General features: G+C 64.6%; 15 protein-coding genes and 1 pseudogene. 7 read left to right on the top strand and 9 right to left on the bottom strand.

What is annotated here, in order from left to right; all coding sequences use genetic code 11:
* Positions 1–98: 98 nt before the first annotated feature.
* The 3 genes from CXR03_RS09725 (at position 99) to CXR03_RS09735 (ending at position 3,438) form a co-directional block, all read left to right on the top strand.
* Positions 99–1,415, top strand: coding sequence for a hemolysin family protein (locus tag CXR03_RS09725; protein WP_104103610.1), 1,317 nt, complete (start codon positions 99–101; stop codon positions 1,413–1,415).
* A gap of 170 nt (positions 1,416–1,585) precedes the next feature.
* Positions 1,586–2,992 (top strand): APC family permease, encoded by a 1,407-nt coding sequence (locus CXR03_RS09730; RefSeq protein ID WP_104103611.1) that lies wholly within the window; start codon positions 1,586–1,588, stop codon positions 2,990–2,992.
* 41 nt (positions 2,993–3,033) lie between these two features.
* Positions 3,034–3,438 carry a universal stress protein gene (locus CXR03_RS09735; protein WP_104103612.1) on the top strand — a complete coding sequence of 135 codons (405 nt, stop codon included), beginning with the start codon at positions 3,034–3,036 and terminating at the stop codon, positions 3,436–3,438.
* A 114-nt stretch (positions 3,439–3,552) separates the two neighbouring features.
* Here the strand turns inward: CXR03_RS09735 and mmsB are convergent, their stop codons facing one another.
* The 7 genes from mmsB to CXR03_RS09770 all read right to left on the bottom strand — a co-directional run bounded on the left by mmsB (position 3,553) and on the right by CXR03_RS09770 (position 12,575).
* The gene (gene mmsB / locus CXR03_RS09740) at positions 3,553–4,800 is read right to left on the bottom strand and encodes a multiple monosaccharide ABC transporter permease (protein ID WP_104103613.1); all 1,248 of its coding nucleotides are present in this window, start codon (positions 4,798–4,800) and stop codon (positions 3,553–3,555) included.
* Positions 4,797–6,359, bottom strand: coding sequence for a multiple monosaccharide ABC transporter ATP-binding protein (gene mmsA, locus CXR03_RS09745; protein ID WP_104104084.1), 1,563 nt, complete (start codon positions 6,357–6,359; stop codon positions 4,797–4,799). Before mmsA ends, mmsB begins: the two co-directional genes overlap by 4 nt.
* 72 nt (positions 6,360–6,431) lie before the next feature.
* Complete coding sequence (chvE, locus tag CXR03_RS09750) at positions 6,432–7,532, bottom strand: multiple monosaccharide ABC transporter substrate-binding protein (protein ID WP_258060016.1); 1,101 nt, start codon at positions 7,530–7,532, stop codon at positions 6,432–6,434.
* Positions 7,533–7,729: 197 nt separating this feature from the next.
* Positions 7,730–8,953, bottom strand: coding sequence for a kynureninase (locus CXR03_RS09755; RefSeq protein ID WP_104103615.1), 1,224 nt, complete (start codon positions 8,951–8,953; stop codon positions 7,730–7,732).
* Between the two features lie 18 nt (positions 8,954–8,971).
* Entirely contained in the window at positions 8,972–9,898 is a 927-nt protein-coding gene (locus tag CXR03_RS09760; RefSeq protein ID WP_104103616.1) for a MaoC/PaaZ C-terminal domain-containing protein, read from the bottom strand.
* On the bottom strand, positions 9,895–11,235 hold the full coding sequence (locus CXR03_RS09765; protein ID WP_104103617.1) for a 3-oxoacyl-ACP reductase: 1,341 nt from the start codon (positions 11,233–11,235) through the stop codon (positions 9,895–9,897). The genes CXR03_RS09760 and CXR03_RS09765 overlap by 4 nt, the downstream gene beginning before the upstream one ends.
* 2 nt (positions 11,236–11,237) lie before the next feature.
* Positions 11,238–12,575, bottom strand: coding sequence for an acetyl-CoA C-acetyltransferase (locus CXR03_RS09770; RefSeq protein ID WP_104103618.1), 1,338 nt, complete (start codon positions 12,573–12,575; stop codon positions 11,238–11,240).
* 77 nt (positions 12,576–12,652) lie between these two features.
* Here CXR03_RS09770 and CXR03_RS09775 point away from each other — a divergent pair, with 77 nt between their 5' ends.
* On the top strand, positions 12,653–13,360 hold the full coding sequence (locus CXR03_RS09775) for a TetR/AcrR family transcriptional regulator (RefSeq protein WP_258073583.1): 708 nt from the start codon (positions 12,653–12,655) through the stop codon (positions 13,358–13,360).
* A gap of 61 nt (positions 13,361–13,421) precedes the next feature.
* Entirely contained in the window at positions 13,422–15,515 is a 2,094-nt protein-coding gene (locus CXR03_RS09780) for an acyl-CoA dehydrogenase (RefSeq protein WP_104103620.1), read from the top strand.
* Between the two features lie 80 nt (positions 15,516–15,595).
* On the opposite strand, the gene glgA is transcribed toward CXR03_RS09780, so the two are convergent.
* A complete protein-coding gene (gene glgA / locus CXR03_RS09785; RefSeq protein WP_104103621.1) occupies positions 15,596–16,810 on the bottom strand; it encodes a glycogen synthase in 1,215 nt (404 codons plus the stop codon).
* A 137-nt stretch (positions 16,811–16,947) separates the two neighbouring features.
* On the opposite strand from glgA, the pseudogene glgC reads away from it, so the two are divergent.
* Positions 16,948–18,210 (top strand): annotated as a pseudogene (gene glgC / locus CXR03_RS09790) (glucose-1-phosphate adenylyltransferase); the annotation flags it as partial.
* A gap of 175 nt (positions 18,211–18,385) precedes the next feature.
* A complete protein-coding gene (locus tag CXR03_RS09795) occupies positions 18,386–19,825 on the top strand; it encodes an SDR family oxidoreductase (RefSeq protein ID WP_104054228.1) in 1,440 nt (479 codons plus the stop codon).
* A 6-nt stretch (positions 19,826–19,831) separates the two neighbouring features.
* On the opposite strand, the gene CXR03_RS09800 is transcribed toward CXR03_RS09795, so the two are convergent.
* Positions 19,832–22,585 carry a cation-translocating P-type ATPase gene (locus CXR03_RS09800; protein ID WP_104103623.1) on the bottom strand — a complete coding sequence of 918 codons (2,754 nt, stop codon included), beginning with the start codon at positions 22,583–22,585 and terminating at the stop codon, positions 19,832–19,834.
* Between the last annotated feature and the right edge of the window lie 22 nt (positions 22,586–22,607).

Genomic DNA, 22,607 nt, shown 5'->3' on the forward strand with positions numbered 1-22,607 from the left:
CATCAGTTAGCCGTGACGTTGAACACATCTTCTTCTGTGCATCGTGCGCAGCTGTTCTTCCCTGTCAGCGGCGGCACGGCGCCGGTACCCTCGGGTCTATGGATGGCGCAACGCTCTTCAACCTGCTGCTCGTCGTGTTCTTCGTCCTGCTGGGAGGAATTTTCGCCGGAACCGAAATGGCGCTGGTCTCGCTGCGGGAGAGCCAGATCAGCCGCATCGAATCATCCGGGGCCGGCGGCAGGAAGATCGCCGAGCTGGCCCGGAACCCCAACCTGTTCCTGTCATCCATCCAGATTGGCGTGACCCTCTCGGGGTTTTTCTCCGCCGCCTACGGAGCTTCCGCCCTCGCTCCCGCGCTGGCACCGGCACTGCGGGGGCTGGGTTTTGCACCGGCCGCAGCGGACGCCACCGCCTTCATACTGCTAACCCTTGCCGTTGCTTACCTGTCCCTGGTCCTGGGTGAACTGGTACCCAAGCGGCTGGCCATGCAGAATGCCGAGCGCTTCACCCGGCTCCTCGCTCCGCCCCTGAATGTCTTCGCCGTCATCATGCGGCCCGTCATCAAGGCGTTGTCGGTGTCCACTGATGCCGTGGTCCGGGTCCTCGGCGGAGATCCCAAGGTCAGGACGCCCCCGATCACCTCCCAGGAGCTGTGGGACATGGTGGCAGCCAGCCCCGTCCTGGCAGAGGACAGCCGGCGCATCCTCTCCGACGTTTTCGGCGCCGGCGACCGGCTGCTGCAGGAGGTCATGCGTCCCCGTCCCGAAGTGAAGTTCCTCTCCGCCGGGCTGGCGGTGGCCGAGGCCCGGGCCATCGTGCATAAGCTCCCCTACTCGAGGTACCCGGTCATCAGGGACTCACCGGACGACGTCGTCGGCTTCATCCATGTGCGGGACCTCCTGCGGGAGGAGGACGACGGCGGCGGCAACAGTTTGGGTGGGCCGCGCACGCTCGGGGACATTGCCCGCCCCATCCTTTTCCTTCCGGGCACCGCGCCGGTTGTCCCCTCGCTGTCCCGCATGCGGCGGGACGGCAGCCACATCGCCGTGGTGGCGGATGAATACGGCGGCACCGACGGCATCGTCACGCTGGAGGACCTGGTGGAAGAGCTGGTCGGGGAGATCTACGACGAGTACGACACCCTGCGGGACCCCGAGGACAGGCACCGTCGGATCCGCGGCGATCTGGTGGTTGACGGTGCTTTGATCCTGCAGGAATTCGAGCGGCTGACCGGCTTCGCACTTCCGGAAGGACAATATGAAACGGTCGGCGGGTACATTATGGAAAGACTGGGCCGGATTGCCAGGCCCGGAGATGTGGTCGGGGCGCCGGGGTGCGAGCTGGAGGTGCTTAGCCTTTCCCGCCGGCGCATTGTGGCTGTCCGCGTCATTCCCGATTCAAAGGAAGCTGACTAACCTTCCTTCCGGGCGGGCTTTGGTCGACTTCGGTTACGCGGGCCTCAGTCATTTCCCGTAACATTGCTATGCCGCTCTGAAGCGCAGAGAATACCGGGCACGGGCAGTGAGCCCTATTCCGGCTAGGCCCGGACCGCAGATGCAGATATCCAGAAAGCAGGAAAGCCGTCATGGCCGAAACAAAAAACGACTCGGGAGCGCCCGAACTCAAGCGGGTGATGGGAACCAAGCTCCTGCTGCTGTTCATCGTCGGCGACATTCTTGGAACCGGTGTTTACGCCCTGACCGGCCAGGTGGCCGGCGAGATTGGCGGGGCCGCCTGGGCTCCCATACTGGTGGCCTTCTTCGTCGCCACGATTACTGCTCTCTCCTATCTTGAGCTCGTCACCAAATTCCCGCAGGCAGCCGGTGCCGCGCTTTATGCGCACAAAGCCTTTGGAATTCATTTCGTGACCTTCCTCGTGACCTTTGCGGTCCTGAGCTCAGGCATCACGTCGGCATCCACCGCAGCCAAGTTCCTGGCCGAGAACTTCATTGTCGGGTTTAACCTCGACTGGGGTCAGACCGGCGTCACTTGGGTGGCCGTGATCTTCATGCTTGTGCTGGCCCTGATCAACCTGCGCGGTGTCGGAGAGAGCATTAAGTTCAATGTGGTTCTGACCATCATCGAACTCACCGGCCTTCTCATCGTGATCCTGATTGGCTTCTGGGCCATGGGGCAGGGCAACGTCGACTTCTCGCGTGTCATGGTCTTCGAAACCGAGGGCAACAAGAGCGTTTTCCTTGCCCTCACCGCGGCCACCTCCCTGGCTTTCTTCTCCATGGTCGGTTTTGAAGACAGCGTGAACATGGCCGAGGAGACGCGCGACCCCGCGAAGATTTTCCCGAAGGTCATGCTGACCGGGCTGGGAATCACCCTGGTGGTTTACCTGCTGGTGTCCATTGCGGCCGTCGCCATTGTTCCCGTGGGCCAACTGTCCGCCAGTGCAACGCCGCTGCTGGAGGTGGTCCGTGCCGGTGCCCCCAACCTGCCGGTGGACGTTATCTATCCGTTCCTGTCCATCTTTGCAGTGGCCAATACTGCGCTGATCAACATGCTGATGGCCAGCCGTCTGCTCTATGGCATGGCCAAACAGGATGTCCTCCCCCGTTCCCTTTCCAAGGTCCTTCCCGGCCGCCGCACCCCGTGGGCCTCGATCCTGTTCACCACCGCCATCGCGCTGGGACTGATCATCCTTGTCACCAACTTCATGGGCAAGGAAACCGTCACCGCGCTGGGCGGCACCACCGCCCTGCTGCTCCTGGCCGTCTTCACCGTGGTCAACATTGCCTGCCTCGTCCTGCGGCGTACTCCGCACGAAGGCGAGCACTTCCGCTCTCCCGGCTTCCTCCCGTACGTGGGTGTCTTCACCTGCGCCTTCCTCCTGGGCCCCTGGGCCCAGGATCCGATCGAATACCAGATCGCGGGCCTGCTGCTGGTCCTGGGCCTGGTGCTGTGGGTGCTGACCTGGTTCTGGAACCGGGCCGTGCGTGCCAAGAAGACCCGGTTCACGGATGCTGAAGAAATCCGCGGCTAGGCGCTTACTCCCCCCTCTTACTTCCCTACGTCAGGAGCATCATGAGTATCGTTGTCGGTTTTCTTCCCACCCCGGAGGGCGCGGCTGCCCTGGAGGCTGCACGCCGCGAAGCCGCGGCGCGGTCCACCACCCTGGTGATCGTGAACGTGGGTTCCCCGCGCCACGGTATCCACCACCAGGAGCAGGAGGAAGCCAATCAGGCCGCAGTTGAACAGCTTGAAAAAGAACTGCGGGCCGCCAGCGCGGACTTCCGGCTGGTTCATCCCGTGGGCGACTACGACCCGGCCGAGGAAATCCTCAAAGCCGCGGAAGATCCGCAGGTGGAGTTGATCGTCCTGGGCCTGCGCCGGCGCACCCCGGTGGGCAAGATGCTGCTCGGAAGCACCGCACAGCGGGTGCTGCTGCAGTCTGATTGCCCGGTCCTGGCGGTCAAGGCACACCACTAGCATCCTTCCCGTACCCGCCGATTCCCCGGCGGGTACGGCTGTGGCCGGCACCCGAACTTTTCGGGTGCCGGCCACAGCCGTATCCAAAGATCCGCTCCGGGATCGGTTCGCCGTCTAAGTGATGGAGGCCGAACCGCGGCGCTTGTTGAAGACATCGAAGGCGACGGCTGCCAGGAGCACCAAACCCTTGATGAGCTGCTGGTACTCGGTTCCCACACCCATGATGGACATGCCGTTGTTGAGGATTCCGATGATCAGGCCGCCAATGATGGCTCCGGTGACCCGGCCGATGCCGCCGGTGACTGCGGCGCCGCCGATGAACACTGCCGCGATGGCATCCAGTTCGAATCCCTCTCCGGCCTTCGGGCTGGCGAGGTTCAGCTGTGCGGTGAAGACGAGGCCGGCCAGCGCAGCCAGCACGCCCATGTTAATGAACACTGTGAAGGTGGTCCGCTTGGTGTTGATGCCGGAAAGTTCAGCAGCGTGCAGGTTCCCGCCCATGGCGTAGATGTGGCGGCCCCAGACGCTGCGGTTCATGACGGCCGAGTAGCCAACCGTCAGCAGGCCCAGAATCACCAGCACGATGGGCGTTCCGCGGTAGCTGGCCAGCAGGTAGGTGATGAAGAGCACCATGGCCGCAGTCAGCGTCAGCTTTGCGGCGAACCAGGGCATCGGCTCGTCCACCAGCTGGTGGCGGCGGCGGATCATCCGCTGGCGGATGCCCGAACCCACCAGTGCCGCAGCAGACAGGACACCGATGATGACGGTCAGCGGCTCCAGGAAGCTCGTTCCGCCCCCAAGGTCGGGGAGGAATCCGCTGCCCAAGTCGCGGAACTGCTCCGGAAAGGGTGAGATCTGCTTGTTCTGCAGGACAATCTGGGTAAGCCCCCTAAACGTGAGCATGCCGGCCAGGGTCACAATGAAGGCCGGAATGCCGAAGTACGCAATCCAAAAGCCCTGCCATGCTCCGACGGCGGCGCCAAGGACCAGGCACAGGATGGCGGCCAGCCACCAGGGAAGTCCCCACTGGGTGATCATGACGCCGGCGGCGGCACCGGTGAAAGCAACCACCGATCCAACGGACAGGTCAATGTGCCCGGCGATGATGACCAGCACCATGCCTACGGCCAGAATGAGGATGTAGCTGTTCTGGATGATGAGGTTGGAAACGTTAATCGGTGCCAGGGTGATCCCGTTGGTGGCGATCTGGAAAAAGATGATGATGGCGATCAGCGCGATGAACAGACCGACCTGGCGCAGCTGCCCGGTCAGGTAGTTCAGGGCTGAACCGACAATTCCCTGCGGTTTCCCCTTCGGGGCCGGAACACCGGTGGACGATCCCTGGTCGGTAAGAGTGCTCATTCGCTTTCCTTGTCTGTCGCGGCGGCAGGAACCCTGACGTCGCGGGTCATGTACTGCATGAGGTATTCGGCACTGGCCTTTTCGCGCGGGACGTCAGCAGTGATCCGGCCTTCGGCCAGGGTATAGATGCGGTCGCAGATACCCAGCAGCTCCGGCAGCTCCGAGGAAATGACGATGACGGCTTTTCCCTGGTCTGCCAGCTCGTTGATGATGGTGTAAATCTCGTACTTTGCCCCCACATCGATGCCTCGGGTGGGCTCATCGAGGATCAGGACGTCCGGATCAGTGTGGATCCACTTGGACAGGACCACCTTCTGCTGGTTCCCGCCCGAGAGCTTGCCCGTCAGTGCGGTCACCGAGGGTGCCTTGATGTTCATGCTGGTGCGGTATTTGTCCGCCGTCAGATGTTCCCGGTACGGATCCACCCAGCCGCGGCTCGCCAGTTTGTCCAGTCCGGACATGGAGATGTTGCGCTTGATGTCCTCGATGAGGTTCAGGCCGTACCGCTTGCGGTCCTCGGTGGCGTAGGCAAGTCCGTGCCGGATGGCCTGGCCAACGTTCTTCATCGTGATCTCGCGGCCGTTCTTATATACGCGGCCGCTGATGTTGTGTCCGTAGCTGTGCCCGAAAACACTCATGGCAAGTTCCGTGCGCCCTGCGCCCATCAGACCGGCAATGCCGACAATTTCGCCGGCCCGAACGTAGATGTTTGCTTCGGAAACCACCCGGCGGGTGCGGTCCAGCGGATGGTACACCGTCCAGTCCTCGACGCGGAGCACTTCTTCGCCGATGACTGAAACGTGCTCCGGATATCTGCTGTCCAGGTCCCGGCCCACCATGCCGCGGATGATGCGTTCCTCGGACACGTCGTCCTCGTGCATGTCCAGGGTTTCGATGGTGCGGCCGTCGCGGATGATGGTCACGGCGTCGGCGATGGCCTTAATCTCGTTGAGCTTGTGGCTGATGATGATGCAGGTAATTCCGTCTTCGCGCAGGCCCTTGATCAGGCCCAGCAGATGTTCGGAGTCTTCATCATTCAGCGCAGCGGTTGGCTCGTCCAGGATCAGCAGCTTCACCCGCTTGGACAGGGCTTTAGCAATTTCCACCAACTGCTGCTTGCCCACGCCGATGTCCTGGATCCGGGTGGCAGGGTTCTCGGAGAGTCCCACCCGCTCCAGGAGTTTGGCTGCCTCCAGATTGGTGCGGTGCCAGTCGATGAAGCCGCCCTTGGACTGTTCGTTGCCCAGGTAGATGTTCTCCGCAATGGACAGGAAGGGGCTGAGTGCCAGCTCCTGGTGGATGATGACCACGCCGGCCGCTTCGGAATCCTTGATGTCGCGGTATTCCTGCGGGTTGCCTTCCAGAAGGATTTCTCCCTCATAGCTTCCTGCGGGATAGACCCCGGAGAGCACCTTCATCAGAGTGGACTTGCCGGCCCCGTTTTCACCGCAGATGGCATGCACCTGCCCTTGACGCACATCCAGGGAGACCTCCTGCAGTGCCTTGACCCCGGGGAAGGTCTTGGTAATTCCCCGCATGGAAAGAATGTTCTCGTTCACGTTCATGTCCTTGCCGGCGGATGCCGGGGGCGGAAGCATTTGCTGCCGCCCCCGGCACCGCGGTGGTCGGGATTACTGCAGGTCTGAGGCTTCGTAGTAGCCGCTGTCCACGAGGACTTCCTGGTAGTTGTCTTTGGTGACCACCACCGGGTCCAGCAGGAAGGTCGGGACAATCTTGACCTTGTTGTCGTACGTCTCGGTGTCATTGACCTCGGGGTCTTCGCCCTTGAGCACGTCGTCGACCATGGCCACGGCCTGCTCGCCGAGGGTGCGGGTGTCCTTGAAGATCGTGGAGTACTGCTGGTTATCCATGATCGACTTCACCGAGGCTGCTTCGGCGTCCTGGCCGGTAATGACGGGCAGGGCATCCGGCGCGTAGCCGGATCCGGTCAGGGCGGAAATGATGCCCAGGGAAATGCCGTCATACGGGGAAAGGACGCCGTCCACTTTTTCGCCGCCGGAGTAGGTGCTGGCAATCAGGTTCTGCATGCGCTTCTGTGCCGTGGCAGGATCCCAGCGCAGTGTGGCGATCTGGGTGAAGCCGGTCTGGCCGCTCTTGACCACCAGCGTGCCCTTGTCGATGTAGGGCTGCAGGGTGTCCATGGCGCCGTCGTAGAAGAAGTTGGCGTTGTTGTCATCGGGGCTGCCGGCGAAGAGCTCAATGTTCTTGGGCTCGGTGGCGCCGGTGTCCTTGCCTTCGGCGTCGAGGATCCCCAAGCCGGTCAGCAGCGACGTAGCCTGCTGCACGCCCACGGTGTAGTTGTCGAAGGTGGTGTAGTAGTCCACGTTCTCGTTGCCGGTGATCAGGCGGTCATAGGCGATGACCTTGATGCCGGCGGCTGCGGCATTGTCCAGCTGGTCGCTGAGGGCGGTGCCGTCGATGGCGGCGATCACTAGGACCTTGGCTCCCTTGGTGATCATGTTGGAGACCTGCTGGACCTGGGTGGGAATGTCGTCGTCGGCATATTCCAGGGTGGTTTCATAGCCCAGGTCCTCAAGGGAGGCCTGAATGGAGTCGCCGTCCTTGATCCAGCGCTCGGAGGTCTTGGTGGGCATCGCAATGCCCACCAGCGCACCGGCGTTGTCACCTGATTCGGCGCCGGAGTCAGCGCCGCCGCGGCCCGATCCGGAGCCGCAGCCGGCTACGGAAACGGCAAGGATTCCGGCCGTCACGCTAAGGAGTAGTTTACGGATTTTCACGAAGGAGCCCTTTCGATGGACGTCTCTGTCTAACGGGGGAATCTGCCGGATGGTCGAAGCGGTGTGGCTTTTCCGCCTCCCGGAACAGAATGAGAAGTGGATCACATTTGTGAGCGCTAACATTATGGCGCCCGGAAGGACCCGGTTGTCAATTTCGATTCTGTTCGGGTTTAGCGGCGCAGCTCGGCCAGCACCGCGGAAATGCCGGTGAAGGTCTCCTCAAACGAGGTGGACAGCGGAGACAGCCCCAGCCTGATGCCCGACGGATTACGGTAATCCGGGATGATGCCCTGCTCCCAAAGAGCTGTAGTAACAGCTTTGAACGCCGGATGGTCAATGGTGATATGGCTGCCGCGCTGCGACGCGTCCCGGGGAGAGGCAACGACGACGCCGTGCGGGGCGAGCAGAGCGTCTACGGCCGTCAGCGCGTACTCTGTCAGGGCCACCGACTTGGCGCGCACTGCTCCGATGCCTGCTTCGGCAATGAGTGCAATCATGTCCCGCATCGGCAGCATGCCCAGCACGGGCGGAGTACCGGAGACAAGCCTGCGGATACCGGCGGCGGGTTGATATCCCTGCGCCATGCCGAACGGATCGGCGCTGCCGAGCCAGCCCTGGATGGGTTGCTGGAAGTCCGCCTGGTGCCGCGACGCCACGTAGGCCCACGCGGGAGCACCGGGGCCCCCGTTGAGGTATTTGTAGCTGCAGCCCACAGCGTAGTCCACATTCCAGGCGTCCAGCTGTGCAGGCACGGCACCTGCTGAATGGCACAGGTCCCAGAGCACCAGTCCCCCGGCCGCATGGACCACCGCCGTGATGGCACCGGCGTCGGCCAGGTATCCGGAGCGGTAGGCCACGTGGCTGAAGACGGCCAGTGCGGTTTTTGGCCCCACAGCCGCTGCCACAGCCTCCGCCGTGACACCGCCGTCGTAATCCGTGGGAACCCAGCGAAGGGTCAGCCCGCACTCGCGCGCAATGCCCTCCATGACATATCGGTCGGTGGGAAAGTTGTCGGCGTCCAGGACAATTTCGGTGCGCCCGGGCCGGGCGGCCACCGCGGCCCGGCCCAGTTTGTAGAGCAGAACGGTGGTCGAATCGGCCACGATGCACTGCCCGGCAGCGGCTCCGAGAGCCGTTGCCCCCAGCTCATCGCCTATCCGGGCAGGCAGGTCCAGCCACTGCTCATCCCAGCCGCGGATCAGCCGCCCACCCCACTGCTCCCGGACAAAGTCCTGGAGGTGTTCCGCAGTGGCGCGAAGCGGCCGGCCCAGGGAGTTGCCGTCCAGGTAGGAACTCACGCCGGCGGCTTCCAGGAAGCGGTCCCGGAAGCCGGCCAGCGGGTCCGCAGCATCGAGTTCCTTGGCAGCAATGAGCAGCAGATCCGGTTCAGTCATGAGCGCACCTTAGCAAAACTACGGGTTCTGGACCGCGCCGGAAGCGCCCAGCGGCTGGACGGATCCATGGAAGTGGCGGCGGCGGGAGCGGTTGTTCCAGCCCACGAAGGTGGAACCCGCGTACCGGCCGTCCGTCTCCGCATCCTGGATTGAGAGCGAGACGGTTGCCGGCAGGAACACCGGGGATTCGAAGTCGATGCTCCACTCGTACGGCTCCTCCCGGTTTTGCACGGTGTCAGCCACCACACGGGAGGCAAGATACATCCCGTGGGCCAGGGACCGCTTCATACCCAGGGCCTTCGCCGACAGACGGCTCAGGTGGATGGGGTTGAAGTCTCCCGACACCCCGGCATAATTACGCCCTGCGTCCGCGCCGAGCCGCCACATGGCAGTGGGCTGCGGCGGCACGAAGTCCGGGCGGTCGGCCCGAGCTTCCTGCCGGTCAAACCGGGGCAGGAAAACACCCTTGGCCAGGTAGGTGGACCGTCCGCTCCACACCACGTCACCGGATTCGGTGGCGCTGACCTCGGCAACCAGCTCCACCTGGGTGCCTGCCCGATGCCCGGCCAGGTTTTCAGCCCAGGCCGTGACCGTCAGGGGCTCGGTGTAATGAATGGGGCGGAAATGCTGCACCTGGTTCCGCAGGTGCACCATGCCCAGCAGCGGCAGCGGAAAATCCTCCCGCGCCATCAGGCTCATGGCCACCGGGAACGCAAAAGTGTGCACGTAGCCGGTGGGCAGGTAATCGGTAGCGCTGTGCAGGACCAGCCGCTGAAAGTCCGTCAGCTTGGCCAGGTCCACGACGGCGCCGCGTACCTCGTGCCGGTCGGCCGGCAGGACGCTGGGCCCCTTGGCCGACGACAGGCGTGACTTCGCTGCACTGCCCACGGCGCCCGCATACAGCTTCCCGAGGGCGGGAATCTCATTCAGCGTCGTCGTGCTCATGCGCCCACCATATTCTGTCCGCACACCCGGACCACCTGGCCGTTGACTCCAGCTGCCGAGTCCGAGGCGAGGAACGCGATGGTTTCCGCCACGTCCACGGGCAGGCCGCCCTGCTGCAGGCTGCTCAGACGGCGGGCAACCTGCCGGGTGAGGGCCGGGATGGCTGCAGTCATGTCGGTCTCGATGAAGCCCGGCGCGACGGCGTTGATGGATCCGCCGCGCGGTGCCAGCAGCGGCGCCGTGGCCCGGACCATTCCGATGACGCCGCCCTTGGAAGCGGCGTAGTTGGTCTGGCCGCGGTTACCGGCGATGCCGCTGGTGGAGGCCAGCGACACGATCCGCCCCTCCGGGCTGAAGCCGTCCGAGGCCAGCAGGGTCTCGTTCATGCGCAGCTGCGAGGCAATGTTCACGGCTATGACGGAGCCCCAGCGGGCCTCATCCATGTTGGCCAGCAGCTTGTCCCGGGTGATCCCGGCGTTGTGAATGACGATGTCCAGGCGGCCGTAACGCTCTGCGGCGTGGGCGAGGATGCGATCCGCGGCGTCCTCGCGGGTGATGTCCACCTGCAGGGCGGTGCCGCCAATCTCGTTGGCGACCTTCGCCAGCTGCTCACCGGCGGCCGGTACGTCCACCACGATGACCTTTGCGCCGTCCCGGTGCAGGACCCTGGCGATGGCCGCACCGATGCCGCGGGCGGCTCCGGTCACGACGGCGACCTTGCCGGCCAGCGGCGCGTTCCAGTCGGAGGGCAGCTTACCGGCGTCGGACCCGACGGTGATGAACTGACCGCTGACGTAGGCGCTCTTGCCGGAGAGGAGGAACCGCAGTGCGGCTGCCACGGACGGCGCCGTTGCCTGAACTCCGTTGGCCAGCACGATGCCGTTGGCGGTGGCACCGCCGCGCAGTTCGTGGGCGATGGAGCGCAGGGTGCCGTCGACGCCCTGGCGGGCAGCGGCCGCGGCGGGATCCTGCGCCTCGGCTGCCGGACGGGAAACGGTGACCACACGCCCGCCCGGTGCGAGGTCACGCAGCGCCGCACCCGCAGCCAGCACCGGCTCGCCAAGATCGGTGGGTGAGGCGGCGTCGTCCAGCACGATCAGGATGGCGCCGAGCTTTTCCTTCGGCGTGGCATGGCGGCGGACATCCTGGTCCCAGGAGAGCAGCAGCTGGGACAGGTCGTCGGCAGTTTCACCCTTGCCCAGCACCAGAACCGGTCCCGGCACCAGCGGCTTGGACGGGTCGAAGCGGCGCAGGATGGCCGGGCGGGGCAGGCCGAGCTTCTTGGACAGGTCCCGGGTGAAACCGGTGTTGACCAGTTTGAGGTAGGTATCAGTCATGGTTAGCGCGCCTCCAGGATCGCGACGAGGCCCTGTCCGCCGGCAGCGCAGATGGAAATCAGGCCGCGGCCGGATCCCTTTTCGTGCAGCATCTTCGCCAGGGAGGCGACGATGCGCCCGCCGGTGGCGGCGAACGGGTGGCCGGCGGCCAGGGATGAGCCGTTGACGTTGAGTTTGCTGCGGTCAATGCTGCCAAGCGGCCCTTCCAGGCCAAGGCGGGTGCGGCAGAACTCGTCGTCTTCCCACGCTGCGAGGGTGGAGAGCACGGTGCCGGCGAAGGCTTCGTGGATTTCAAAGAAATCGAAGTCGTCGAAGGTCAGGTTGTGGCGGGCCAGCAGACGCGGCACGGCAAAGGCCGGAGCCATCAGCAGCCCGTCCTTGCCGTGCACAAAGTCCACGGCGCCGGCTTCGGCGTCAACGATGTTGGCCAGCATGGGCAGGTCATGTTCGCGGGCATAGTCCTCGGAGCCCAGCAGCACCACGGAGGCGCCGTCGGTCAGCGGGGTGGAGTTGCCGGCGGTCATGGTGGCTTCATCGCCCAGGGACTTGCCGAAGGCCGGCTTCAGCTTGGCCAGTTTCTCCATGGTGGTGTCCGGGCGCAGGTTCGCATCCCGGGACAGGCCGCGGTAGGGAGTCACCAGGTCATCGAAGAATCCGCGGTCATAGGCTGCGGCCATGTTGCGGTGGCTGTTGTACGCCAGCTCGTCCTGTGCTTCGCGGGTAATCTTCCACTGCGCGGTGGTCAGCGCCTGGTGCTCGCCCATGGACAGTCCGGTGCGCGGCTCGCCCGTGGAGGGTGCATTAGGGGCGAGGTCCTTGGGGCGGATCTTCGCGACGGCGGCCAGCTTCTGCTTGGTGGTGCGGGCACGCGACAGGTCCAGCAGCGCCCGCCGCAGTCCTTCACTGACGGCAATGGGAGCATCCGAAGCGGAGTCGACGCCGCCGGCAATGGCAGAATTCAGCTGTCCCAGCTTGATCTTGTTGGCCAGGCTGACCACTGTCTCAAGCCCGGTGGCGCAGGCCTGCTGGACGTCATACGCGGGGGTTTCCGGCGACAGTGCCGAACCCAGAACCGCTTCGCGGGTGAGGTTGAAGTCCCGGGAGTGCTTCAGGACGGCACCGGCGGCCACTTCGCCGATCCGCTCACCCTGCAGGCCAAAGCGCGCAACCAATCCGTCGAGGGCGGCCGTAAGCATGTCCTGGTTCGAGCTGTAGGTGTACTTCCCGCCGGAGCGGGCAAAGGGAATGCGGTTTCCGCCAATGACGACGGCTTTTCGCACGGCGGGGGCAGGGGTGTTCCCGCCGGTTGCGGCGGGTTCGGCCTGGGGGTGGACAGCCATGGTGTTGTCTCCTTGGAAAATGCAGCTAAGTGTGAGGGGAGTTACTGCAACCCAGCGTACCTGATACGCTGAGTATCGTGAACACCGCCTTACAAGATCCCCCTCCCCCCGCACCGTCGGATGGCCGGTCGCTGCGCTGGGAGGCGCACCGGGCCGAACGTCGCCGTGAGCTGATCAAAGCAGCCAGGCGTGCCGTTCATGCCCTGGGTTCCGGAGCCTCCATGGAGGAGATTGCGGCCGCCTCCGGAACCTCCAAGTCCGTCTACTACCGCTACTTCGGCGACAAGGCGGGCCTGCAGCAGGCAATGGGCGAGGTTGTCCTTTCCCAGATGCAGGACAAGATCCTCGCCGCAGGACGCACAGCGGATTCGCCCCGGGCCGGTCTGCAGGCCATGGTTTCCGCCTACCTCCAGATGGCCCAGACCTCCCCCAACGTGTACGCGTTTGTCACGGGCGGCACCGCTGAGGCTTCGGGCAGCGCAGGTCCGCGCTTCTCCGACAGCCTCACCTCCTTCTTCGAAGCCATCACGGAAATGATGGAACGTGCTTTGCGCGCCTATCTGGACAGCCGCGCCAACGGCGCCTCTCCCGGCAGGTCGTCCGCACCCGAGCTCGGCATTGCTGCCGGATTCTGGCCGACGGCGGCACTGGGCATGGTCCGCGCCGCCGGAGAACGCTGGCTGGCAACGCCCCCCGGACCGGGCAAGCCCACCGAGGCCCAGATGACCGAGCAGCTGACGGCCTGGCTCTTTGACGGCATCGGCTACGAGCAGGGACCGCCGTAACCTGCACCAACATCCCCAGCACCACCTCCCCCGGCACGACAACCAACTAAAAGGACACGCAATGACGCAGACAGTCTCCAAGTCCGCACGCCCGATCCCCGCGAGTTCCGTACGCGACGATGACAGCGCCGTCGTCGACGTGGACGCGCTGAGCCGCGCCCTGCTGGGCAAGTGGGCCGACATCCGGCTCCAGGCCCGTGAGCTCGCAGGCCGCGAAGAACTGCACACCCCTGCAGGCCTCAGCCACACGGAACACCGCGAACGGGTCATGACCCAACTGAAGGTGCTGGTCGACACCAAGGCCGTGCACCGCGCATTCCCGAAGTACGTAGGCGGCGAGGACAACCACGGCGGCAACGTTGCCGGTTTCGCAGAACTCGTAGTGGCCGATCCGTCCCTGCAGATCAAGGCGGGCGTGCAGTGGGGCCTCTTCGGCTCCGCCGTCCTGCATCTGGGCAACCGGGAGCACCATGAGAAGTGGCTGCCGGGCATCATGAGCCTGGACATCCCCGGCTGCTTCGCCATGACGGAGACAGGCCACGGTTCCGACGTTGCCAGCATCGCCACCACAGCGGAATATGACGTTGAAAAAGAAGAATTCATCATCAACACCCCCTTCCGTGCCGCGTGGAAGGATTACATCGGCAACGGTGCGGTCTACGGCAAGGCCGCCGTGGTCTTCGCCCACCTGATCACAAAGGGCGTGGACCACGGCGTCCACGCATTCTACGTAGAACTGCGCGACGACAACGGCTTCCTGCCCGGCGTGGGCGGCGAGGATGACGGCGTCAAGGGCGGCCTGAACGGCATCGACAATGGCCGGCTGCATTTCTCCAACGTCCGCATCCCGCGCACCAACCTGCTCAATAAGTACGGCGACGTGGCGGCGGACGGCACCTACACGTCCTCCATCGAGAGCCCCGGCCGCCGGTTCTTCACCATGATCGGTACCCTGGTCCAGGGGCGGGTATCCCTGGACGGCGCCGCTGTGGCCGCCAGCAAGATGGCATTGAAAACAGCCATCCAGTACGGAACGGAACGCCGCCAGTTCAACGGCGCCTCGGACATCAAGGAAGAGGTGCTGATGGACTACCAGCAGCACCAGCGCCGCCTGCTGCCCCGCCTGGCCACCACCTTTGCCGCATCCTTCGCCCATGACGAGCTGCTGCAGAAATTCGACGACGTCTTCTCCGGTGCACACGATACCGACGCAGACCGCCAGGACCTGGAGACCCTCGCCGCTGCGCTGAAGTCCCTGTCCACGTGGCATGCCCTGGACACCCTGCAGGAGTGCCGCGAGGCCACCGGCGGCGCCGGTTTCCTGTCAGAAAACCGCTTCACCGCACTGCGCGCGGACCTGGACATCTACGCCACCTTCGAAGGCGACAACACCGTCCTGCTCCAGCTTGTCGCCAAGCGCCTCCTGGCCGACTATGCCAAGGAGTTTGCTGGCGCCGACTTCGGCGTACTGGCCCGCTACGCCGTCGGACAGGCAACAGACCGTACGATGCACCGCACCGGACTGCGCCAGATTGTCCAGGCCTTCGCTGACACCGGATCCGAGAAGAAGTCCGCCGTTGCCCTCCGTGACCCCAAGACGCAGCGCGACCTGCTGACCGACCGCGTCGGCACCATGGTGGCAGACGTTGCCGGCGCACTAAAGGCTGCCCGGGGACTGCCCAAGGACAAGGGTGCCGAGGTGTTCAATGCCAACCAGCACGCGCTGATCGAAGCAGCACTCGCCCATGCGGAACTGCTGCAGTGGGAGGCCTTCACCCGTGGGCTGGAGCGGATCGAAGACGCCGGAACCCGTCAGGTCATGACCTGGGTCCGCGACCTGTTCGGTCTGTGCCTGATCGAGAAGAACCTCGGCTGGTACCTCATGAACGGGCGCCTTTCCGCCCAGCGTGCCCGCACTTTGGGCCCGTACATCAACCGGCTGCTGGCCAAGATCCGCCCGCATGCCCTGGACCTGGTCGATTCCTTTGGCTACGGTCCGGAGCACCTGCGGTCCAAGATCGCATCCGGAGAAGAGAAGGCACGCCAGGACGAGGCCATGGAGTACCAGCGGCTGCTGCGCGCCAGCGGCGCCGCTCCGGTGGATGAGAAGATCCTGATCCAGCGACAGAAGCAGGCGGCCAAGGCCAAGCGCTAAGGTCCACTCCGGCAATTGTTACCGGACCATCTGTAGGATCCTGGAGGCCCGAACCGCACAGCGGTTCGGGCCTCCAGCGTCTAAGCCTGAACGGGTGCTGCCGGCAGCACCGAGCGGTAGACGTCAAGCGTGGACTTGGCGATGGACTCCCAGGAGAAGTGCTCCGTGGCGCGGCGCCGTCCTGCCTCCCCCATTGACCGGGCCCGGTCCGGATCCGTCACCACCTCGGTAAGCGCGGCGGCAAAATCGCGGACAAAAGTTTCAGGATCCAGCGGAATTCCCGTGCCGTCAGTGACCTGGTCAATGGGTACCAGCAGGCCGGTGACTCCATGATCGACCACTTCCGGGATTCCGCCCGTGGCGCTGGCGACGACGGCGGTTCCACAAGCCATGGCCTCCAGGTTGACGATCCCCAGCGGTTCATAAATGGACGGGCACGCAAACACCGTGGCCGAACTAAGGACCTTGATCAGTTCATTGCGCGGGAGCATCCGCTCGATGACGACAATGCCGCTGCGCTTTTCCCGCAGTGCCTCAATCAGCACGGCTGTTTCTGCGGCAAGTTCGGGAGTGTCGGCAGCGCCCAGGCAGAGTACGAGCTGGACCTCGGGGGGCAGCAGCGCGGCGGCCCGCAGGAGATACGGCAGCCCCTTCTGGCGCGTGTTGCGGCCAACGAATGCGACGCTCGGACGCTCCGGATCAATACCCAGGGCCGAAATCCCCACGGGATCAGCGTCAGGGTGCCAGAGTTCGACGTCGATCCCGTTGTGCACCACGCGCACCTTCGCCGGATCCACTTCGGGATAGCTGCGCAGGATGTCCTGCCGCATGCCTTCGGACACGGCAATAATGGCGGCTGCGGCGTCGTACGCGGTCTTCTCGACCCAGGAGGACAGCGCATAGCCGCCGCCCAGCTGCTCGGCTTTCCAGGGACGCAGCGGCTCCAAGCTGTGGGCGCTGAGTACGTGGGGAATGCCGTACAGGAGGGAACCCAGATGCCCCGCCATGTTGGCGTACCAGGTATGGGAGTGGACCAGGTCCGCACCCTCAAGTCCCTGGAGGATTTCCAGGTCTGTGCCCAGTGTCTGAACTGCCGGGTTAGAGGCGTCCAGCTCGGCCGGAACACCATAGGCCGTTACGGATGCACCGTGGTAATCGGCCGCCCTGGGGGCTCCGAAGCAATGCACATGAAGATCAACATACTCAGCGAGCACACGGCTCAACTCAGCAACGTGGACACCCGCTCCGCCATAGATTTCGGGCGGGAATTCCTTGGACACAATATCTACTCGCACTAAACCAACGTAGTGCACCGGCGCGGCAGTGATCTAGTCTGAAGAACAGCAGACTTATAACCGCGGGGCGCAGCGCCGCAGTAATTCGTCACATGTTGCAACAGATATACGAGTAACGGAAACAGGGGAATAACAAAATGGCGCCAAAGAAGGTCCTGGCCGTTGTCCTTGCTGGTGGGGAAGGCAAACGCCTGATGCCCCTAACCGCGGACCGGGCAAAACCCGCAGTTCCGTTTGCCGGGCGGTACCGGCTCATCGACTTCGCACTGTCCAACCTGGTGAACTCGGGCTACCTGCAGATCGTGGTCCTGACCCAGTACAAATCACACAGTCTGGACCGGCACATTTCGGAGACCTGGCGGCTCTCCACCCAGCTGCGGAACTATGTGGCGTCAGTGCCTGCACAGCAGCGCGTGGGCAAGAGCTGGTTCCTGGGAAGCGCCAACGCGATCTATCAGTCCATGAACCTGATCGACGACGCACAGCCGGACATTGTGGTGGTCATCGGTGCAGATCACGTGTACCGGATGGACTTCTCGCAGATGGTGGAGGCCCACATTCAATCCGGCGCCTCGGTCAGCGTCGCCGCCGTCCGGCAGCCGCTGCACCTGGCGGACCAGTTCGGCGTGATCGAGACTGACCCTGAACGCCCCGGCATGATCGGCGCCTTCGTCGAGAAACCGGCCACCACTCCCGGGCTTCCGGATGATCCGGACATGTTCCTGGCCTCGATGGGCAACTACGTCTTCAACACCGATGCGCTGGTGGAGGCCCTCAAGGTTGACGCCGAACGCCTGATCACCAAGCACGACATGGGCGGGGACATCATTCCCTACTTCGTGGAACGCAACGACGCCGCAGTCTACGATTTCTCGCACAACATCATCCCCGGGTCCACGGGCAGCGACCACCAGTACTGGCGCGACGTCGGCACACTGGATTCCTACTACGACGCCAACATGGACCTGATTTCTCCCCTGCCGGCGTTCAACCTGTACAACTTGCAGTGGCCCATCTACACCCGGCAGAGTATCTCCCCGCCGGCCAAGTTTGTGCGCAGCGCCTCGGACCAGGCCGGCACCGCCGTTGACTCGATCGTTTCCGACGGCACCGTCATTTCCGGCGGAACCGTCACCGGATCCGTGCTGGCACAGGACGTTTATGTGTCCACCAACGCAGTGGTGGCCGACTCGGTGCTGATGGACAACGTGCAGGTGGGTGAGGGTGCCGTGATCCGCCGTGCCATCATCGACAAGAACGTGCAGGTTCCGCCGGGAGCCACCATCGGCGTCGACCGCGATCTTGACCTGGCGCGCGGCTTCACCGTTACCGAGTCCGGGCTGACAGTGCTTAGCAAGGGACAAAAGGTCACCCTTCCCGAGCCTGAACCCGAGGCGGCACCGGCGTAGGTCCGTCCGGACAGCCGGACGCAGACGGGCTAGCCCGTTGTGATGTTCGACCGCCGCGGCACCCCCAATACGGGGTGCCGCGGCGTTTCGTTGTAAGGTCGGATGGCATCACGTATGCCTTCGCCGTGTCCACCGCCGGCGCCGATTCACAGCAGAAACGATTTTCATGAGCACCCCCGACCTGAGCCCCGAAGACCTTGCCGCCTGCCTGCGGGTCCTGTCCTCCATCCATGTCCTGGATGAGGAAGATCCGGACTACGTTGCCGTCCGACGCGCCACCGCCAAGATGTTCAAGTCCGTCAAGAAGCACAAGAAGCTGGAGAAGCGCAGCGCCGTCGCAGAGGCGGACCGCGCCGTTGTCGCCCTGACGGCCACCGGCGCCTCCGACCGGATCGACGACGAGACCCGCGGCGCCCAGCTGAAGACCTCGGCCCACGGCCCGTCTGCCGGCACGCTGCTCAAGCCCCGCAACTGCTACATCTGCAAGCAGCCCTACACCGTGGTGGATGCGTTCTACCACCAGCTCTGCCCGGAGTGCGCTGCCTTCAGCCACGCCAAGCGCGACGCCACCACTGACCTGACCGGCAAACGCGCCCTCCTGACCGGGGGCCGTGCCAAGATCGGCATGTACATCGCCCTGCGGCTGCTGCGCGACGGTGCGCACACCACCATCACCACCCGGTTCCCGAAGGACGCCGCACGGCGTTTTGCTGCCATGGAAGACTCGGCGGACTGGCTGCACCGGCTGAAGATCGTGGGCATTGACCTGCGTGATCCGGCGCAGGTCATCTCGCTGGCCGAATCCGTGGCCGACGCCGGCCCCCTGGACATCCTGATCAACAACGCGGCCCAGACGGTGCGCCGGTCCTCCAACGCCTACCAGCCGCTGATGGACGCTGAGCTCGAGGCACTGCCGGAATCGGCCGTTATGCCGGAGCTGGTCACCTTCGGGAACACGTACAACGCGCACCCCACCGCCCTTGCCGGTTCGATTGCCGAGCATCCGGTGCTGGCCGGCGACGCCGTCACGTCACTGGCGCTGACCGCGGGTTCCTCCTCGCTGGAGAAACTGAACGCCGGAACGGCAATTGACGCCGGCGGACTGGTCCCGGACACCGCGCCGATCAACTCCTGGACCCAGGTGGTGGACCAGGTGGAGCCGCTGGAAATGCTGGAAGTGCAGCTCTGCAACGTCACTGCCCCGTTCCTGCTGGTCAACCGGCTGCGTCCGGCGATGGCAGCCTCCCCCGCACGCCGCAAGTACATCGTCAACGTCTCCGCCATGGAGGGCCAGTTCAGCCGCCGCTACAAGGGACCGGGCCATCCGCACACCAACATGGCCAAGGCCTCGCTGAACATGCTCACGCGCACCAGTGCCGGGGAAATGCTGGAAACGGACGGCATCCTGATGACCGCCGTGGACACCGGCTGGATTACCGATGAGCGTCCGCATCCCACCAAGGTGCGCCTGGCCGAGGAGGGCTTCCACGCTCCCCTGGACCTCGTGGACGGTGCGGCCCGCGTGTATGACCCGATCGTCATGGGCGAGGCAGGCGAGGACCAGTACGGGGTTTTCCTGAAGGACTACAAGCCCTCGCCCTGGTAGGCCGAACTACGCCGGAAGGCTCTCCCGTTCACGGAAGCGGGAGATCGCCTTCCGGATCTCCGAGATCCACAGCACGGTGGAACCCACGCCAACTGCCAGGAACCACTGGCCCGAGGTGAGATCCGTGGTGTCGAAGAGCCCCTGCAGCACCCCCAGCTGGACCACCAGGACCTGCAGGACGACGACGCCGGCCAGCGACACCCAGATGGCCCGGTTGGTGAAGGTTTGCCAGGCGAACACGCTTCCGTTCGCGGACCTTACGTTGAGCAGGTTGAACGCCTGGTAGAACACGAAGGTGGTGAAGGCCAGGGTGGTGGCGAAGAGCGGATCCCCCGCGCTCTCCGGGTACATCTGCGGGGCCAGGTACAGGACGGTGCAGGTGCCCGCAGCCATGACCAGACCCATGGTCAGGATCTGCAGGATCCGCCGTCCGGTCAGCAGCGGCTCCCGGGCAGGCCTGGGCCGTTGCTTCATGAGATCCGGATCTGCCGGATCCACGCCCAGGGCCAGGGCGGGAGGTCCGTCCATGATGATGTTGACCCAAAGGATTTGCAGCGCCGTGAAGGGCGCTCCGCCGGCCAGCGAAAAGGCTGCGGCCGCCAGGAAGATGAGCACGAACCCCCAGGCGGTGGTGAGCTGGAACCGGACGAACTTGATGATGTTGGCATAGATCCCCCGGCCCTCCTGCACCGCGGCCACAATGGTGGCGAAGTTGTCATCCGTCAGGATCATCTTCGCCGCGCCCTTGGACACATCGGTGCCGGTAATACCCATGGCAATACCAATGTCCGCGCGTTTGAGCGCAGGTGCGTCGTTGACGCCGTCGCCGGTCATCGCGACCACGGCACCGTCGGCCTGCAATGCCTGGACCATCCGGATCTTGTGCTCCGGAGACACACGCGCCAGCACCCCGTACCCCGGAGCGCGCTGTTCAAGCTGCTTGTCGTTGAGCTTGTCCAGTTCGGCACCTGACACGGCTTCTCCGCCGATGCCCAGGTCACGCGCGATCGCCGAGGCAGTGATCAGGTGGTCCCCCGTGATCATGTGCACGCTGATCCCCGCCTCGTGGGCACGCGCAATGGCTTCGGCGGCCTCGCTGCGCGGCGGGTCCATGATGCCCACGACTGCATAAAGGGTCAGATCGGCCACGCTGTCCCGGAGCTCGTCCGGGTCCGATGGCAGAGGCTCCTCCACCGGCCGTCCGGCAACAGCCATGGTGCGCAGACCGCGTTCCGCGAAAGCTGTGACTTCGTCGCTGATGCGCCGGCGGTCCTCGGGCAGGAGCGGACGCCTGCCGTCGGCAGTGGCCACGAACTGTGATCGTTCCAGGAGCATCCCGGGCGCCCCCTTGGTGTAACAGAAAACGTCATGGGCCGGTCCCGGACCATGCCCGGCTTCCTCATCCGCCGGCCGCCGGTTGAACGTGGCCATGAACTTATAGTCCGAATCAAAGGGAACCTCCGCGATGCGGGGATGCGATGCCCGCGCCCCTTCGGCGTCGATGCCTCCCTTCTCTGCGAGGACCACCAGCGCCCCTTCGGTGGGATCGCCGGTGAGTACGCCGTCGCGCACTGAGGCGTCATTGCACAGCGCGAAGCCGAGGAAAGCCACCGACAATGCCGGCGCCGGACGCCCGTCGGCGCTAAGCACCGCGCCTTCCGTGGAATACCCGGAGCCGGAGACCCGGAACGTGCGGCCGGAGGCCGTATACAGGGACCGCACCGTCATCTCATTCAGGGTCAGGGTTCCGGTCTTGTCAGTGCAGATCTGGGAGGTGCTGCCCAGGGTCTCCACAGCCGACAACTGCTTGATGATGGCTCCCCGCGCAGCCAGGCGGGAGGCGCCCATCGCCAGGGTGAAGGCGACGACGGCGGTCAGCCCCTCGGGGATGGTCGCCACCGCCAGCGAGACCGCAGTCAGGAACAGGGTTTCCCAGCTGTCACCGCGCAGCAGGCCCAGGATAAACACGACCGCCACCACAATCAGCGCCACATACGTCAGCAGCCGTGCCAGCTGGTCAATGCTGCGCTGAAGGGTGGTCTTTTCTTCGGCCGTGGACCCGAGCAGATGCGCTATCCGTCCGATTTGGGTGTTCATTCCCGTCCCGGTAACGAGCAGCACAGCCCGGCCCCGGCTGATGTCGGTGTCCATGTACAGCATGTTGGTGCGGTCGGCCACCGGCAGCTCCGGATCAGTGAGGACCGCGGCGGACTTGTTGACCGGCTGGGATTCACCGGTCAGCGCTGCTTCCGCCACCTGCAGGCGAACTGCCTCCAGAAGCCGCCCGTCGGCAGGAACCGTGTCTCCTGCCTCCAGGAGCACCACGTCGCCGGGTACCAGTTCGGTGCGCGGGACATCCACCGGAACGCCGCCCCGGCGGACGGTGGCAACGGAGACCGACGTGCTGCGCAGCGCTTCCAGGCTGTTCTCCGCGCGCTGCTCCTGGACGTAGTTCAGTGTGGTGTTCAGGGCAATGACCACCAGGATGACCACGGGTGTTTCCCATTCCCGGGAGACGACGGCGCTGATCACCGCTGCGGCAATCAGGACCAGAATCAGCCGGTCCGCCAACAGCCTAAGGATTTTCTGCCAGGCGGGAATTTTCCGGCCTGCCGCCAGCTCATTGGGCCCGTAACGGAGCCGACGCTGCCGGACCTCCTCGACGGTGAGACCTTCGGCCGGCGAGACCTCCAGCTCCGCTGCCGCCTGTTCGGGTGTCCGTGTCCAGGGGTGTTCTGCTGTTTGTTGCTGGTCAGCCATGTGTTGCCTCTAAAACTAGGGG

The organism is Arthrobacter sp. 08Y14 (genome assembly GCF_002929455.1).
Lineage (GTDB): Bacteria > Actinomycetota > Actinomycetes > Actinomycetales > Micrococcaceae > Arthrobacter_B > Arthrobacter_B sunyaminii.

Bases quoted from the DNA above. Each gene is read 5' to 3' on its own strand.
- CXR03_RS09760 (WP_104103616.1), bottom strand. From the start codon at position 9,898: ATGAGCACGACGACGCTGAATGAGATTCCCGCCCTCGGGAAGCTGTAT.
- CXR03_RS09800 (WP_104103623.1), bottom strand. From the start codon at position 22,585: ATGGCTGACCAGCAACAAACAGCAGAACACCCCTGGACACGGACACCC.
- CXR03_RS09730 (WP_104103611.1), top strand. From the start codon at position 1,586: ATGGCCGAAACAAAAAACGACTCGGGAGCGCCCGAACTCAAGCGGGTG.
- CXR03_RS09735 (WP_104103612.1), top strand. From the start codon at position 3,034: ATGAGTATCGTTGTCGGTTTTCTTCCCACCCCGGAGGGCGCGGCTGCC.
- mmsB (WP_104103613.1), bottom strand. From the start codon at position 4,800: ATGAGCACTCTTACCGACCAGGGATCGTCCACCGGTGTTCCGGCCCCG.
- CXR03_RS09795 (WP_104054228.1), top strand. From the start codon at position 18,386: ATGAGCACCCCCGACCTGAGCCCCGAAGACCTTGCCGCCTGCCTGCGG.
- CXR03_RS09780 (WP_104103620.1), top strand. From the start codon at position 13,422: ATGACGCAGACAGTCTCCAAGTCCGCACGCCCGATCCCCGCGAGTTCC.
- CXR03_RS09755 (WP_104103615.1), bottom strand. From the start codon at position 8,953: ATGACTGAACCGGATCTGCTGCTCATTGCTGCCAAGGAACTCGATGCT.
- CXR03_RS09770 (WP_104103618.1), bottom strand. From the start codon at position 12,575: ATGGCTGTCCACCCCCAGGCCGAACCCGCCGCAACCGGCGGGAACACC.
- CXR03_RS09725 (WP_104103610.1), top strand. From the start codon at position 99: ATGGATGGCGCAACGCTCTTCAACCTGCTGCTCGTCGTGTTCTTCGTC.
- CXR03_RS09765 (WP_104103617.1), bottom strand. From the start codon at position 11,235: ATGACTGATACCTACCTCAAACTGGTCAACACCGGTTTCACCCGGGAC.